Genomic DNA, 15797 nt, shown 5'->3' on the forward strand with positions numbered 1-15797 from the left:
ATGGCAGGAAGAAACGACGATCAGATCAGATGTTCATTCTGCAATAAAACGCAGTCACAGGTCCGCAAGCTTATTGCCGGTCCGGGCGGCGTCTATATCTGTGATGAATGCATTGATGTATGTGCAGAGATCATGGAAGAAGAGTTTGAATATGAAAATACCAGAAATATCAACCCTTTTGATGATATCAATCTTCTGAAGCCGGAGGAGATCAAAGCTTTTCTTGACGAATATGTGATCGGACAGGAAGAGGCGAAAAAGGTGTTGTCTGTTGCAGTATATAATCACTATAAACGTATTATGGCAGAGAAGGATCCGTCCGTTGAGCTGAAGAAGAGCAATATTCTGATGCTGGGACCGACAGGATGCGGAAAGACGCTTCTGGCCCAGACACTTGCCAAAATTCTCAATGTTCCTTTTGCTATCGCGGACGCGACGGCGCTTACCGAGGCCGGATATGTGGGAGAAGATGTGGAAAACATTCTCCTTAAGATCATTCAGGCAGCAGACGGAGATATTGAGAGGGCGGAATACGGGATCATTTATATTGATGAGATCGATAAGATCACAAGAAAATCAGAAAATCCCTCCATTACCCGTGACGTTTCAGGCGAGGGAGTTCAGCAGGCACTTCTGAAGATCATAGAGGGGACGGTTGCAAGCGTGCCCCCACAGGGAGGCAGAAAGCATCCTCATCAGGAACTTTTACAGATCGATACAACAAATATCCTTTTCATATGCGGCGGGGCTTTTGAGGGCTTGGAGAAGATCGTGGAGAAAAGGATTGATCAGAAATCCATTGGATTTAATGCGGAGATTGCGGAAAAACACGAAGATGATATTGACCGCCTGCTGAAGCAGGTGCTTCCGCAGGATCTGGTAAAATTCGGGCTCATTCCTGAACTGGTGGGACGTGTTCCGGTAACAGTATCTCTGGAAATGCTGGACCGCAATGCGCTGATCCGCATTCTGACAGAGCCGAAGAGTGCGATTGTAAAACAGTACCAGAAAATGCTGGAACTGGATGGTGTGGAGCTTACCTTTGACAGGGATGCGCTGGAAGCAATTGCGGATATCTCGCTGAAGAGAAAGACCGGAGCGAGAGGACTCCGTGCAATTATGGAGAATATCATGATGGATACTATGTATCATGCCCCATCAGATGAGACGCTGAAAGCTTGCCGTATTACGAAAGCAGCCGTAGATGGAACAGGTACTCCTATCTGCGAACATGATCATTTACAAATAGAAAGTGCATAAACAAGGGGGCGGGCACAAGCTTGATTGTGCCCGCTTTTATGTCAGATAGGGCAATCCTGTACAGAATCGAAGAGAAAATCACGGAGGATGACAGATGAGTAAAGAAGTAAAGAGCCTGCCTATGGTGGCACTTCGGGGGATGACAGTTCTTCCGGAGATGGTGACACATTTTGATGTGAGTCGGGAACGTTCCATACAGGCTATAGAAGAGGCGATGCAGGAAGAGGGACAGAAAGTCTTTCTGACAGCGCAGAAAGATATTGAGGATGAGGAGCCGGGAATGGAAGATCTTCAGCAGATCGGAACCATTGCTTCCATCCGCCAGGTGATCAAGCTTCCCAGAAATCTTCTGCGTGTGTTGATTTCAGGGGAAAAACGGGCTGTGATCAATACCATTGAGTTCACCGATCCCTATATGAGAGCGAATGTAACAGTGATCGACAATGTCAATGAGACACCGGAGCTGTCGACGGACAGTGAGGCAAACAGTGCGAATCTGGAAGCCATGGCAAGAGGGCTGAAAGAAATTTACATGGAATATGTGATGCGTCTGCCCAAATATCCTAAAGACATGATAAAGCAGATACAGGAATACACAGAACTTTGTCAGGTAGTAGATCAGATTGCGGCAAACGTACCTCTGGAACAGAAGGATCTGCAGGAACTCTTAGAAGAGCCGGATCTTTTAAAACGCTATCAGATGCTGGCGTTCAAGCTGGTAAATGAGATGCAGATCATGGATATCAAGGAAGAGATACAGAAGAAGGTTAAAGAAAGAGTAGATCAGAACCAGAGAGAGTATATTTTAAGAGAGCAGCTGAAACAGATCAGAGAAGAGCTGGGAGAGGACAATACAATCTCAGATGCAGAAGAATTTGAAGCGGCTGCAGCAAAATTAAAGGCATCAAAGGAAGTAAAAGAAAAACTGCAAAAGGAGATCAACCGCTTTAAAAGCTCTATGAACAGCCCGGCAGAAAACGGCGTGATCCGCACTTATATTGAGACCATGCTGGAGATGCCCTGGGATAAAGCGGTGAAGGATCATAAGGATATTGCATATGCGAAGAAGGTGCTGGAAGAGGATCACTACGGACTGGAGCAGGTAAAGGAAAGAGTGCTGGAATTTCTGGCAGTCCGTGCTCTGACAAGAAAGGGAGAAAGTCCGATCCTTTGTCTGGTGGGACCTCCGGGAACTGGAAAGACTTCCATTGCCAAATCTCTGGCGCGTGCTCTTAAGAAGCCCTATGTCCGCATTTCTCTTGGGGGAGTGCGGGATGAAGCGGAAATCAGAGGACACCGGAAAACCTATGTAGGAGCCATGCCGGGAAGAATTGCGGCAGGTCTTCGAAGTGCGGGAGTAAAAAATCCCCTTATGCTTCTGGATGAAATCGACAAAGTGAGCAATGATTATAAAGGAGACACTTTCTCCGCTCTTCTGGAAGTGCTGGACGGAGAACAGAATTATCGTTTCCGGGATCATTATCTGGAAGTGCCTATTGATCTTTCTGAAGTTTTGTTTGTAACTACTGCCAATACGCTGCAGACCATACCCCGGCCCCTTCTTGACCGTATGGAAGTGATCGAGGTTTCAAGCTATACAGAAAATGAGAAGATGCACATTGCCATGGAGCATTTAATCCCAAAACAGTTGAAGAAGCATGGGCTGAAAAGCGAACAGCTCCATATCAGCAAAGGCGCTGTGTGGAAAATGGCAAGAAATTACACGAAGGAAGCAGGAGTAAGACAGCTGGAGCGAAAAATCGGAGATATCTGCAGAAAGGCGGCCAGGGAGATACTGGAAAACAAAAAGGATACAGTCCGTGTAACAGAGAGCAGCCTGCATAAATATCTGGGAAGAGAGAAATATACATACCAGAAGGCAAATCTTACGGATGAAGTAGGAATCGTCCGTGGTCTTGCATGGACCAGCGTAGGAGGCGATACGCTGCAGATTGAAGTTAACGTGATGCCGGGAAAAGGAGAGATGATCCTGACCGGGCAGCTGGGAGATGTAATGAAGGAATCCGCCCGGACAGGCATTACCTATATTCGTTCCATCGGCAGGGAATATGATATTGCGGAGGACTTTTTTGAAAAGCATGATCTGCATATTCATATTCCGGAAGGCGCAGTTCCAAAGGACGGCCCATCCGCCGGGATTACCATGGCGACTGCTATGCTTTCGGCTGTTACAGGGCAGAAGGTGCGTGCAGACATTGCCATGACAGGAGAAATTACCCTTCGGGGAAGAGTACTTCCCATTGGAGGTCTGAAAGAGAAGCTTCTGGCGGCGAAGAGTGCAGGAATGAAGACAGTTCTTGTGCCAGAGGAAAATAAGGAGGATGTGGAAGAACTGTCTTTGGAGATTACAAAAGGGCTGGAGATTATACCGGTATCTCATATGGAGGAGGTACTTCGCAGAGCCTTTGACATAGACCAGAAAGAGTAGACGGGGTCTTCAGCTGCAAAAGCTTTATAAGGAAAGAAGAGGACAATAAAATGATCATAAAAAAAGTAGATTTGGAAACTGTATGCGGTATTACCAGTACTTTGCCGCAAAATACCAGGCCTGAGATTGCATTTGCCGGCAAGTCTAATGTCGGCAAGTCTTCTTTGATCAATGCACTCATGAACCGGAAGTCTTTTGCCCGTATTTCCGCTACGCCGGGAAAGACTCAGACCATCAATTTTTACAATATCAATGATGAGATATATCTTGTGGATCTGCCGGGATACGGATATGCGAAAGTGTCCCAGAAAGAAAAGGAAAACTGGGGAAAGATGATCGAAAAATATCTTCATACATCCAAACAGCTGCAGGCAGTATTCCTGCTGATCGATATCAGACATGAACCATCAGCAAATGACAAAATGATGTATGACTGGATTGTCAGCCAGGGATGTCATCCCATCATCATTGCCACCAAGATGGACAAGCTGAAGCGAAGTCAGGTAAGCAAGCATATCAAAATGGTAAGGCAGGGACTTGGACTTTTGCCGGAAACCAGGCTGATTCCCTTTTCTTCTGTTACCAAGCAGGGGAGAGAGGAAATATGGAATCTGGTAGAAAGAGAAATTCTGCAAAGTTCTGATGAGGAGTAGGAGGGTGCTGAAATGGAAATGAATGTCAGGGAAAGACTGAATGACCACCGCCCTTACTGGAAAGTAGTAGTAAGCCTTGCCTTCAGCCTTCTGGGAACGGTTTTGTTTGTTTATATTGGTATAAAGGCACTTCTCTATTTTATGCCATTTGTGATCGGATGGTTTCTTTCATTTATTGTAAGTCCTCTGGTTGTATGGCTGGAAAAGCGGTTGAAAATTGTAAAGCGGTTGGGATCAGCCCTTATTATTGTTCTGGCGCTGGCAATCTGTGTCGGAGTGATCTATCTCATCTTCAGTCGCCTTTGGAGAGAGATTACAGTTTTAATCGAGGATTTCCCATCCATGTATCGGGATCTGGAAGCGGGATTCAGAGTAATCGGGGAGAAGACATCGCAGTTTTTTGAGATTCTTCCGGGCGGTGTACAGGAAGGGCTGCAGACCTTTGTACAGAATCTTGATGAAACAGCAGGAAATCTGGTTGGAGGGATCAGCCAGCCGACGGTGGAGGCCGCCGGTAATATTGCAAAGAGGATTCCGTCTATTTTGATATCCACTATTGTAACGATTATTTCAGCTTACTTTTTTATTGCAGATCGGGAGGGCGTTATCATCTGGGCAAAGCGTATCTTTCCTTCTCCTATTGTAAAGCGCATGACAATGGTTATGGATAATCTGAAATATGCAGTTGGCGGATATTTTAAGGCACAGTTCAAGATTATGGCAGTTGTATTTGTCATTCTTCTTTGCGGTTTCGGTATTATGGGAATGCATTTTTCCATTCTTCTTGCCCTTGGTATAGCATTTCTTGATTTCCTGCCGTTTTTCGGCACCGGTACTGCGCTGATACCCTGGGCATTATATGAACTTTTGACCGGGGATTACAGGAGAGTGGTAGGACTTCTGATTCTGTATGCTGTTACACAGATCGTGCGGCAGCTGATTCAGCCAAAGCTTGTGGGAGACAGTATTGGTTTAAATCCGCTTTTTACCCTTGTACTTCTCTATGCAGGCTACAAAATGGGAGGACTTTTTGGAATGATCTTTGCAGTGCCTTTAGGTATGATCGTGGTGAACCTTTATCAGGCAGGAGCCTTTGATTATATATTGGATGATGTGAAAATTCTGGCAGAGGGCATCATAAGCCTTCGGGAAGGAGACTAGGATTATATGACAATTGAAAAGATTATCAAAAGATCCGGGCAGGAGGAGGTCTACTCCCCGGACAAGATCATGCAGGCAATGGAAAAGAGCTTTCTCTCCTGCGAGGATCCGGCTGCTCCGGGGGAGTTGGAAGAGCTGCTTGGCCTTGTAGAACGTAAAATGGAACAGGATAAGATCCGAAGTGTGGAGGAAATTCAGGACAAGGTAGAAGAAGCTCTGATGGAGAGAGGACATTTTAAAGAAGCCAGAGCTTATATCCTTTACCGTCAGAAACGGACAGAGCTTAGAAAAGTAAGGAATGAACTTGTCAGCCTGGTGGGGATGGAGCAGCTTTCAGAAGTGCTTGCCGGGATTCAGAAAACCTATCCTTCAGATGTTTATCCGCTTTCAGCGCTGGCAGGCAAATTTGCCGGTTTTATGAAAAGTCAGATGACAGCAGAGGAAAAACTCTCTGCTCTTGTGAAGGCAGCAACGGAACTGACAAGCCAGGAGGCGCCAAAGTGGGAAAACATTGCCGGGAATCTTCTTGCTTTTCAGTTTAACAGCCGTTTGAAAAAGGAGGAGGAAGACCGAAAACTTTGGAGCCTTTATGATAAGATCCGCTATCTTACAGCGGAAGGGCTGTATGGAGCGTTCATTCTGGAAAACTATTCGCGGGAGGAAATCTGTGAGGCAGAATCTTATATCCAGCCCCAAAGAGATCTTCTTTTTACATTCTCAGGGCTGGAACTTCTCATTAAGAGGTATGTGATCTGTACACATCAGCATGTACCGCTGGAAAGTGTGCAGGAGATGTTTCTTGGCATTGCCCTTCATCTTGCCATGAAGGAGAAAGCAGACAGGATGTCCTGGGTAAAACGGTTTTATGATATGCTCTCAAAACTGGAAGTGACGATGGCAACGCCGACTCTGTCCAATGCAAGGAAGCCTTTCCATCAGCTCAGTTCCTGTTTTATTGATACTGTGCCTGACAGTTTAAAGGGAATTTTCCGCTCTGTAGATAACTTTGCACAGGTCAGCAAATATGGCGGCGGGATGGGCCTGTATTTCGGGAAGGTTCGTGCGGCCGGAGGGTCGATCCGGGGATTTGAAGGCGCAGCGGGCGGTGTGATACGCTGGGTGAGGATTGTCAATGATACAGCAGTAGCGGTAGACCAGCTGGGAGTGAGAGCCGGGGCTGCCGCGGTCTATCTGGATGCATGGCACAGGGATCTGCCGGAATTTCTTCAGCTGCGTACCAATAACGGAGATGAACGGATGAAAGCCCATGATGTGTTCCCGGCAGTATGTTATCCGGATCTTTTCTGGAGAATGGTACGGGAAAATATGGATCAGGACTGGTATCTGATGTGCCCTCATGATATTTTCCTGATAAAAGGATATTGTCTGGAGGATTACTATGGTGAAGAGTGGGAGAAACGTTATTTGGACTGTGTCAATGATTCCCGCATTACCAAGCGTGCCATCAATCTGAAAGAACTGGTAAGGCTGATCATCAAATCTGTGGTGGAGACAGGCACGCCTTTTACGTTCAACAGAGATATTGTAAACTGGGCAAATCCGAATCCTCACAGAGGAATCATTTACTGCTCCAATCTGTGTACGGAAATTGCCCAGAATATGGCGCCTATTTCTACGGTAAGTACAGAGATTAAAACAAAAGAAGGGGATACGGTTGTTGTAAATGAGACAAAGGCAGGAGATTTTGTTGTCTGCAATCTGGCCTCCCTTTCCCTTGGCAATCTCCCGGTAGAGGATGATGACTATATGAGGGAGACCGTGCGGACAGTGGTGCGGGCTTTGGACAATGTTATCGATCTGAATTTCTATCCGCTTCCGTACGCCAAAATTACAAATCAGAATTACCGTTCCATCGGTCTTGGTGTCAGCGGTTATCATCATATGCTGGCGAAGAATCAGATCGGCTGGCAGAGCGAAGCACACCTTGCTTTTGTGGACACTCTGTTTGAAAAGATTAATTATGCTGCAATAGAGGCAAGTTCCGATTATGCAAAGGAAAAGGGAAGCTACCGCTATTTTGAAGGATCTGACTGGCAAAACGGAGACTATTTCCGGAAGAGAGGATATGACTCGGAAAAATGGAAGGCCCTGGAGAAAAAGGTAGGGGAACAGGGGATGAGGAACGCTTATCTTCTCGCTGTTGCGCCTACCAGCTCTACCTCTATTATTGCAGGAACAACAGCCGGTATTGATCCGGTTATGAACAAGTATTTCCTGGAAGAGAAAAAAGGAGCTATGCTTCCCAGGGTGGCGCCGGATCTTAGTATGGATACTTACTGGTATTACACCAATGCTCACCACATTAACCAGGAGTGGTCTGTGAGAGCCTGCGGCGTGCGTCAGCGGCATATCGATCAGGCGCAGTCTATGAATTTTTATATTACCAACGACTATACCATGCGGCAGGTGCTGAACCTGTATCTGCTGGCATGGGAGAGCGGCGTAAAAACGGTATATTATGTGCGTTCCAAATCACTGGAAGTAGAAGAATGCGAATCCTGCTCCTCTTAAGGGGCAGGATTGTTTGGCAAAAAAGTCTGCAAATAAAGAGTCAAGCAGAAATTGATGAACTTTGAAAATTTTATACAGGTTGAAAAAAGAGTATCACAACAAGACCACCGCAGTGCGCTGGCCTGGAACAAAGTATGGGATTGAAATCAGCTTTCTTTGGATTCTTCCAGAGAAGCAAGGTATTCCCTTACCCGTCCGTAATAAATGCGGAGAAACTTATTGGCTCCGGCAGTCATATAGACGTAATAAGGCTTGCCTTCGGATCGTTTTTTATCCATGAAGGCATAGACCGGATCATCTATCGGAGAGCGTTTGATCAAGCCGTCCATGATCTGAAATAGTGTTTTGCGCAGGCTTGGAGAGCCTTTCTTTGAAGTGCGTACACTTTTCTGGTTACGTTTGCCGGAATCGTTCTTACCCGGATCGACACCGGCGAAAGCGGTAAGCGCTTCTCTGTGAGTGAAACGGGTAACGTCTCCAATCTCAGCCATAAGCTGGGGGCCAAGTGAGGGACCGACACCGTTCATTGCCATAATAACCGGATATTCCGGGAGCGTGGCGGCGGTCTGATCCATCTTAAGGCGGAGAGCCTCCACTGTCTGAGAAGCCGTGTTCAGCATCGTGACAGCCTGCCGTATCAGCGTTTTTGTGCTGTCATCTTTCGGAAATACGGCGATCAGGTCAGAAGAGCTCTGATAGATCTTTTCTGCCTTTGAGGCACTGAAGTTATAACCGTTGCGTTTGCACCACTTCTGGTAATGCTCCGTAAAGGCTTGCAGAGACTTGCAGCGTACACAATCCACATGCCAGTAGGTGTAGACAAAGTCTACCCATTTCTGGGAGCCGTCACTGCGGGCAGGGCTGTCAAAGAAGTCATTGGCACCGGGATAGGTTTGATCCAGAAGGGAAATGAGATTGTTTTTCATAGCAGTTTTCTGGTCTATATAAAAACCAAACTGCCGATTCATTGTTTTGAGTTGATTGCGTGTTTTATCCATACTTCCATATTGCTTCAGTTTTGCCCAGCGGTCAAGAGCATAACGGGCGATTTTTTTAGAATCCGCTTTGTCTGTCTTTGGAGCACGGAGAGAGTCATCCCCGAAATCCCTGATCAGGATGGGATTGACAGTGCTGACAAAGATGCCTGCGTCAGAGAGCCAGTTAGCGACCGGTTCATAGTATCTTCCGGTGTGTTCCATGCAGGCTTTGGTTTCGCCATCAAGGTTTTTGATCTGCTCAATAAGAGCGTTGATAGCGGACTGGGTGTGTGGAATATCGCAGGGTGGCATAAGGACCACATCTCCGGGCCTGCGAATGGTGACAGTACTTTTACCTTTGGAAACATCGATACCAACAGCGTTCATGATAAAGACTCCTTTGAAATGAATTAGCAATGGTCAATACCAGATTTACTCATTGCCCATTCAATCTACTGGGGATATCACACGAACGAGAAAGTTCAACCTGCGTAAAACGAATGCTGCGAATGAGTGCTGGTTGGCTGACTTTTTTACGGACGTTAAGTCCTAGGAGGTAGAGGCCAGACCCATTGCCATACTCATTCTAACAGCTTAAGCAACAAGATGGATAATTCCTTACTGGATGTAAGGGGTATTAACCATAAATATATTGTAGTAGGAGGAAGAAAAATGCAGGAATTTGATGTAACAAAACCGCTTCCCCATAAACCGTTGTTTAATCCAAATGGGGATACGGAAGTGTTAAAAAGGCGGATGATCGCCGGAAATACGACAAATCTCAATGATTATAATAATCTGAAATATCCGTGGGTATCAGACTGGTACCGTCAGGCAATGAACAATTTCTGGATTCCCGAGGAGATCAATTTATCTCAGGATCTGAAAGATTATCATAAGCTGCTTCCCCAGGAGAGAAAGGCCTATGATAAGATCCTTTCTTTTCTTGTGTTTCTGGATTCTATCCAGACAGCCAATCTTCCATGTGTAGGAGAGTATATTACGGCAAATGAGGTAAATCTGTGTCTGAATATTCAGACCTTCCAGGAATGCGTTCATTCACAGTCTTATTCCTATATGCTGGACAGTATCTGTTCACCGGATGAGAGGATGGATATTTTATATCAGTGGAAAACCGATGAGCACCTTCTGGCAAGAAACACGTTTATCGGAAACTGTTATAATCTGTTTCAGGAAAAAAAGGATGCTGCGACGCTGCTTAAGGTTATGATGGCCAATTATGTTCTGGAGGGCGTGTATTTCTATTCCGGATTTATGTTCTTCTACAATCTTTCAAGAAACGGGAAAATGCCGGGATCTGCTCAGGAGATCCGCTACATCAACCGGGATGAGAATACACATCTGTGGCTGTTCCGCAGTATCATTCTGGAGCTTCGCAAGGAACATCCGGAGCTGTTTACAGATGAGATGGTAGATGAGCTGCGGGAGCTTCTGAAGGAAGGCGTGAGACAGGAAATCGCATGGGGACATTATGTTATCGGCGATGACATCCCCGGGCTGAACAGACAGATGGTGACAGATTATATACAGTATCTGGGAAATCTCAGGTGGACTTCTCTGGGATATGAGGTGTTGTATCCTGATCAGGAGAAAGAGCCGGAATCCATGAAATGGGTATCCCAGTATTCCAATGCCAATATGGTAAAGACAGACTTTTTTGAGGCAAGATCAACAGCTTATGCCAAATCAACAGCATTGGTAGATGATCTGTAAAATAAAGTGAGAATGGTTTTCAAAAAATACACAGAAGAAGTATTGCAAAATACGCTGGCAGGGTATATAATATAGAGGAAATACCACTAGGGGGTATGAAAGAAAGGAGACCCTGGCAGATGAAGAAAGAAAAATATAATGTTACCGGGATGACCTGCGCAGCTTGCCAGGCAAATGTAACCCGATGTGTACAGAAATTAGAAGGGGTGGAGGAGGTAGATGTCAGCCTCCTTGCCAATCAGATGACAGTTCGTTATGATGAGACGAAACTGGATAGAGAAACGATTCTGCAGTCCGTGCAGGGAATTGGCTACGGCGCCTCCCTGACAGGGGCGGATGCAAAAGACCGGTCCGGAGGATTCCGGAGTGAATGGGAGAGCCGGCAAAGCCGGGCTGAGGAGGAACGACGGAGTATGAAAGTACGTCTGACCGCTTCGGTTATTCTGCTGATTCCGCTGATGTATGTAGCCATGGGAGCGATGATGGGACTTCCGGTACCTGGCATATTGACAGGTATGGAAAATGCGATGATCTCAGCTCTGACACAGCTTATTCTCACGATTCCGATTCTTGTACTGAACCGAAAATTTTACAAAGTAGGGCTGAAAGCACTGGTAAAGCGCGCTCCCAATATGGACTCGCTGGTAGCCATCGGATCGGGTGCCTCTCTGGTTTACGGACTGTTTGCCATGTACCGCATGGCGTATGGATTCGGTCATCAGGACATGGCACTGGTGCACGAGTACGCACATGCCCTTTACTTTGAATCTTCAGCGATGATACTGACCCTTGTGACAGTGGGAAAATATCTGGAAGCCCGCTCGAAATCCAAGACTTCGGATGCTCTTGGAAAGCTGGTGGATCTGGCGCCGAAAAATGCAGTGGTCCTCCGGGACGGCAAAGAGATGACAATTCCGGCAGAGCAGGTAGCGGCAGGTGACACAGTAGTGATACGCCCCGGAGAGAGCATACCGGTAGATGGTATTGTGACAGAGGGGTATGGCTATGTGGATCAGGCGGCGATTACAGGCGAGAGTATACCGGTGGAGAAACAGCCCGGCGATACAGTGATTTCCGCCACCATAAATAAAAACGGAACCTTCCGGTTCCAGGCTTCTAAAGTAGGGGAGGATACTACTCTTTCCCAGATTATCCGTCTGGTGGATGAAGCGGGAAATTCCAAAGCCCCGATTGCAAGAATGGCTGATAAGGTCAGCGGCATTTTTGTTCCTGTGGTGATCGGAATTGCTGTTTTGACAGCTGTGGTGTGGATCCTGGCTGGCCAGACCTTTGAATTTGCTCTTTCCAATGCCATAGCAGTTCTGGTGATTTCCTGCCCCTGTGCCCTTGGACTGGCAACGCCCGTGGCTATCATGGTAGGAACCGGAAAAGCGGCGGAGTACGGTATTTTAGTGAAATCAGCAGAAAGTCTGGAAAATCTTCACTCCATCGATACGGTCATTTTGGATAAGACGGGAACGATCACTTCCGGACATCCCCAGGTGACAGACATTGAACTCTTAGATGAGAGTATGGAAGAACAGGAATTTCTGGCTCAGGCAGCAGCGGTGGAAGCAGGGAGCGAACATCCTCTTGCACAGGCAGTTGTGGAGAAGGCAAAAAGAGATGGGGTGGCCATTCCGGAAGTTAAGAATTTTGAAGCAACAGCCGGCCGGGGAGTTCGTGCAGAGGTAAAGGGACAAAGCTATATAGCCGGGAATCTGGCGTTTATGAAGGAAGAGCAGGCGCTGGGAGAAGGAGTGGACGCCAAAGAAGTGCAAAACAAGATGGAGAAATTTGCATCTCAGGGAAAGACACCTCTTCTTTTCGCAAGAGAAGGATGCGCCGCCGGCATTATTGCTGTGGCAGATACCGTCCGGGATTCCAGCCGTGAGGCAATCCGGCAATTCCGGGAAATGGGTCTTCATGTTGTCATGCTGACCGGAGACAACAAGGTGACTGCTGAAGCGATCCGCCAGGAGCTGGATATTGAAGAAGCTGTGTCTGATGTGCTTCCGACGGAAAAGGAGGCGTGTGTCCGCTCTTATCAGGAGAGAGGGCATAAGGTTGCCATGGTGGGAGACGGAATCAATGATGCGCCGGCTCTGACACGGGCAGACATCGGTATTGCCATTGGGGCAGGTACGGATATTGCCATTGAATCAGCTGATGTGGTATTGATGAAGGATTCTCTTCAGGATGTGGTGACCGCGATTGAACTTAGCAAGTCGGTGATCCGCAATATACACATGAATCTTTTCTGGGCATTTTTCTATAATATTCTGGGGATCCCCGTGGCGGCCGGAGCACTGTTCCCGGCTTTCGGACTTCGCCTAAGTCCGATGATCGGTTCGGCAGCCATGAGCCTAAGCTCTGTGTGCGTTGTTACCAATGCCTTAAGGCTCCGGCTTTTTGGGCCCAGCCGTACCGAAAATGAAAGAGAAAGCAAGATTCAGGAGGCAGCCGGCGCAGATATGGAGGCCGCTGACGTGGATATGCAGAATAAAAACCAAGATGAAAATGAGAAAGGAAGTATGGTCATGAAAAAGAAACTGATTGTAGAAGGTATGATGTGTGCACACTGTAAAATGCATGTGGAAAAAGCACTTGCAGCAGTAGAAGGCGTAAAAAGCGCCCAGGTCGATCTTGACAAAAAGCAGGCGGAAGTAGAGCTGTCGGCAGATGTGGCTGATCAGGTTCTGATGGACGCGGTGAAAGAAGCCGGCTATGAACCGGTAAGCTGCACGGCAGAGTAAGAGAAGGACCCAGAGCAGAAAGGAATGACCGTATAATGAAAGAAGAATCATTTAAGACAAAGGAGATTTCCCTTGCAGAATTTGAGGGAATACGGATCGGACATGCTTCCGACGAGGAGGCAGTGACAGGCTGTACTGTTCTGATTGCCGAAGAAGGAATGGCAGCGGCTGTAGATATAAGAGGAGGAGGACCGGCGTCCAGAGAGAGCGCTCTTCTGGAGCCGCTGGCTTCCACAGAGATGATCCATGCCATCGTACTGAGTGGAGGAAGCGCCTTTGGCCTGGAAGCCGGATGCGGCGCAGCGAAATTTCTGGAAGAAAAAGGAGTCGGATTTGAGACCGGGTACGCCAAGGTTCCCCTGATCTGCCAGTCCTGTATTTATGATCTGGGGATCGGGCGTGCCGATGTGCGTCCGGATCTTCAGATGGGATATCTGGCCTGCCAGGATGCTTACGAAAGGGATCAAAGGACTGCAATGGGAAATGTAGGTGCAGGAACAGGAGCTACTGTCGGAAAGGCTATGGGAGCAGAACGGATGATGAAATCAGGTCTTGGAAGCTACGCTGTGCAGGCAGGAGAATTGAAAGTAGGAGCTCTTGTTGTGGTAAATGCTCTGGGAGACATCTATGACAGTAAGACTCATGAGAAGATAGCAGGCATGCGGAATGGAAAAGGAGACGGATTCGAAGATGGCGAGCAGGCATTGCTGTCCGGCATTGCGCAGCAGGAAGGGGACAATCTCTTTACCGCAAACACCACCATTGGAATCGTCATCTGTAATGCAGATCTGAATAAAATGCAGTTAAAGCGAGTGGCATCTGCTTCCCATAACGGATATGCCAGAACGATCCGCCCTGTGCATACATCTGCTGACGGCGACAGCATTTATGCGGCAGCAGTTGGAAGCAGCCGGATAAATGCCAATGTAGATATGGTAAGTCTCCTTGCGGTCCATGCAATGGAAAATGCGGTAAACAGAGCGGTCCTTTCGGCAAAGAGCCTGCACGGAGTACCGGCTGCGGAAGATATTTTACAAAGGATAAAATAATCGGAAAAGTATAGAGCCGGAACATTTTATTTCTCGGTAGGGAAGAGTATGATCTGTCCGGCCAGAAGACGGTACATCTGATCTGCAAGAACCGTTCTGTCCAAGGTGTTCCGGCTGATATTTTCCATTAAAAGCCCGGCAATGCCGTAAGTATAGAAATCCAAAGCTACTTTCAAATCATGATAATTGATGGGGATTTCAGAGGCTTTGTTTTGATACATTTCTTCCATGTAACTGCGGAAAGTGTGAAAAAGTAAGTTTTCCATGCTGTCCCTTTGACGGGAGTCTAAGAGGCGCTGGATAAAAGTATGATTTTCGATGGAAAAGTCTACAAACAGATAGAGAGCATCCTGGACAGAGGGTGCAGACAGACAGCATTCCATAAGACGATCAGCTGAACTTTGGAGTATATATTCGATAACATCAAGGATATCGCGAAAATGATAGTAAAAGGCCTGACGGGAAATACCGCATTTCTCTACCAGGTCTTTAATTGTGATTTTGTCTATGCCTTTTTTGCCAGTCATTTCGAGAAAGGTATGGGCAATTTTTTCTTTCAAATTTTCAGTCAAGTATACTTCCTCCTGTTGTAAAAGCACTGAAAGACAACAGCTGCTTTTATATCTGTGTTATTTTCCCGCCCTCCATCAATATGAAAAATCATAACATAGAAAAAAAGAGCTGTCCAGATATCTTCTTTACAGATGCAGCAGTCTGTCTAGTCATTTGAAAAAGATTGATAATGGAAGAAGAAAAAAGAAGGTGATAAAGTAAATAATAGAAACGGAGGGATGAAGCATGAAGATCGGTCAGGGCATTTTTGCGGCAAAGCTTTATGAACTGGAATGTCAGTATGAGCAGTTTCAGGGAAGAATGAAAGTTTGCCAGAATGAGGATCATCGAAGAATCCTGGAGGAAATGCGCCAGATGCGGAATGAGTGTGATAAGCAAAGGTATATACTGGAACAGAGGATGGAAGGATGCCGTTCCCGGGCGGTATATAAGCTGGCTGAAGCACAGCTGGAATATATGAACCGCACAAAAGAGCTTATTGACAGTATAGCAGACGACATAGGAGGGGACGGGACTACAGTAGAAAAAGAAGCAGAGGCAAAGACGCTGTATGCGGAATATAGTATTGATTTTGCCGTACAGGCAATGAATCACGCTCTCTTAGCAGCGCTGACAGCCATTGACGCACAGATGAAATGCGAAGAACAGTAGGA

The 15797-nt window shown here is 46.8% G+C and carries 11 protein-coding genes; 9 read left to right on the forward strand and 2 right to left on the reverse strand.

Translation table 11 applies throughout. The annotated features are described in order from the left end of the window. The 5 genes from clpX (at nt 1) to EUBC25_RS11495 (ending at nt 8055) form a co-directional block, all read left to right on the forward strand. Complete coding sequence (clpX, locus tag EUBC25_RS11475) at nt 1–1260, forward strand: ATP-dependent Clp protease ATP-binding subunit ClpX (protein ID WP_230105616.1); 1260 nt, start codon at nt 1–3, stop codon at nt 1258–1260. Nucleotides 1261–1354: 94 nt separating this feature from the next. After that, nucleotides 1355–3709: an endopeptidase La gene (gene lon / locus EUBC25_RS11480; RefSeq protein ID WP_230105617.1), complete on the forward strand. Its 2355-nt coding sequence runs from the start codon at nt 1355–1357 to the stop codon at nt 3707–3709. A gap of 50 nt (nt 3710–3759) precedes the next feature. Continuing rightward, on the forward strand, nt 3760–4362 hold the full coding sequence (yihA, locus tag EUBC25_RS11485; RefSeq protein WP_230105618.1) for a ribosome biogenesis GTP-binding protein YihA/YsxC: 603 nt from the start codon (nt 3760–3762) through the stop codon (nt 4360–4362). A 12-nt stretch (nt 4363–4374) separates the two neighbouring features. Continuing rightward, nucleotides 4375–5523, forward strand: a complete 1149-nt coding sequence (ytvI, locus tag EUBC25_RS11490; protein WP_230105619.1) for a sporulation integral membrane protein YtvI — start codon at nt 4375–4377, stop codon at nt 5521–5523. Between the two features lie 6 nt (nt 5524–5529). Beyond that, nucleotides 5530–8055 (forward strand): ribonucleoside-diphosphate reductase subunit alpha, encoded by a 2526-nt coding sequence (locus EUBC25_RS11495; RefSeq protein WP_230105620.1) that lies wholly within the window; start codon nt 5530–5532, stop codon nt 8053–8055. 146 nt (nt 8056–8201) lie between these two features. Here EUBC25_RS11495 and EUBC25_RS11500 read toward each other — a convergent pair whose 3' ends face one another. After that, nucleotides 8202–9419, reverse strand: a complete 1218-nt coding sequence (locus EUBC25_RS11500; protein ID WP_230105378.1) for an IS110 family RNA-guided transposase — start codon at nt 9417–9419, stop codon at nt 8202–8204. A 285-nt stretch (nt 9420–9704) separates the two neighbouring features. On the opposite strand from EUBC25_RS11500, the gene EUBC25_RS11505 reads away from it, so the two are divergent. The 3 genes from EUBC25_RS11505 (at nt 9705) to EUBC25_RS11515 (ending at nt 14571) form a co-directional block, all read left to right on the forward strand. Continuing rightward, nucleotides 9705–10766 carry a ribonucleotide-diphosphate reductase subunit beta gene (locus EUBC25_RS11505; protein ID WP_230105621.1) on the forward strand — a complete coding sequence of 354 codons (1062 nt, stop codon included), beginning with the start codon at nt 9705–9707 and terminating at the stop codon, nt 10764–10766. 119 nt (nt 10767–10885) lie between these two features. Beyond that, a complete protein-coding gene (locus tag EUBC25_RS11510) occupies nt 10886–13522 on the forward strand; it encodes a heavy metal translocating P-type ATPase (protein WP_230105622.1) in 2637 nt (878 codons plus the stop codon). Between the two features lie 35 nt (nt 13523–13557). After that, entirely contained in the window at nt 13558–14571 is a 1014-nt protein-coding gene (locus tag EUBC25_RS11515; protein ID WP_230105623.1) for a P1 family peptidase, read from the forward strand. A 26-nt stretch (nt 14572–14597) separates the two neighbouring features. On the opposite strand, the gene EUBC25_RS11520 is transcribed toward EUBC25_RS11515, so the two are convergent. Further along, on the reverse strand, nt 14598–15143 hold the full coding sequence (locus tag EUBC25_RS11520; protein WP_230105624.1) for a TetR/AcrR family transcriptional regulator: 546 nt from the start codon (nt 15141–15143) through the stop codon (nt 14598–14600). A gap of 226 nt (nt 15144–15369) precedes the next feature. On the opposite strand from EUBC25_RS11520, the gene EUBC25_RS11525 reads away from it, so the two are divergent. Then, nucleotides 15370–15795 carry a hypothetical protein gene (locus tag EUBC25_RS11525; RefSeq protein ID WP_230105625.1) on the forward strand — a complete coding sequence of 142 codons (426 nt, stop codon included), beginning with the start codon at nt 15370–15372 and terminating at the stop codon, nt 15793–15795. The last annotated feature ends 2 nt before the right edge of the window (nt 15796–15797 follow it).

It is taken from the genome of Claveliimonas bilis (assembly GCF_020892095.1).
In the GTDB taxonomy this organism is placed as follows: Bacteria; Bacillota; Clostridia; order Lachnospirales; family Lachnospiraceae; genus Claveliimonas; species Claveliimonas bilis.

What these genes read in the sequence shown, in the direction of transcription:
- clpX (WP_230105616.1), top strand. Translation starts at nt 1, where the DNA reads ATGGCAGGAAGAAACGACGATCAGATCAGATGTTCATTCTGCAATAAA.
- lon (WP_230105617.1), top strand. Translation starts at nt 1,355, where the DNA reads ATGAGTAAAGAAGTAAAGAGCCTGCCTATGGTGGCACTTCGGGGGATG.
- yihA (WP_230105618.1), top strand. Translation starts at nt 3,760, where the DNA reads ATGATCATAAAAAAAGTAGATTTGGAAACTGTATGCGGTATTACCAGT.
- ytvI (WP_230105619.1), top strand. Translation starts at nt 4,375, where the DNA reads ATGGAAATGAATGTCAGGGAAAGACTGAATGACCACCGCCCTTACTGG.
- EUBC25_RS11495 (WP_230105620.1), top strand. Translation starts at nt 5,530, where the DNA reads ATGACAATTGAAAAGATTATCAAAAGATCCGGGCAGGAGGAGGTCTAC.
- EUBC25_RS11500 (WP_230105378.1), bottom strand. Translation starts at nt 9,419, where the DNA reads ATGAACGCTGTTGGTATCGATGTTTCCAAAGGTAAAAGTACTGTCACC.
- EUBC25_RS11505 (WP_230105621.1), top strand. Translation starts at nt 9,705, where the DNA reads ATGCAGGAATTTGATGTAACAAAACCGCTTCCCCATAAACCGTTGTTT.
- EUBC25_RS11510 (WP_230105622.1), top strand. Translation starts at nt 10,886, where the DNA reads ATGAAGAAAGAAAAATATAATGTTACCGGGATGACCTGCGCAGCTTGC.
- EUBC25_RS11515 (WP_230105623.1), top strand. Translation starts at nt 13,558, where the DNA reads ATGAAAGAAGAATCATTTAAGACAAAGGAGATTTCCCTTGCAGAATTT.
- EUBC25_RS11525 (WP_230105625.1), top strand. Translation starts at nt 15,370, where the DNA reads ATGAAGATCGGTCAGGGCATTTTTGCGGCAAAGCTTTATGAACTGGAA.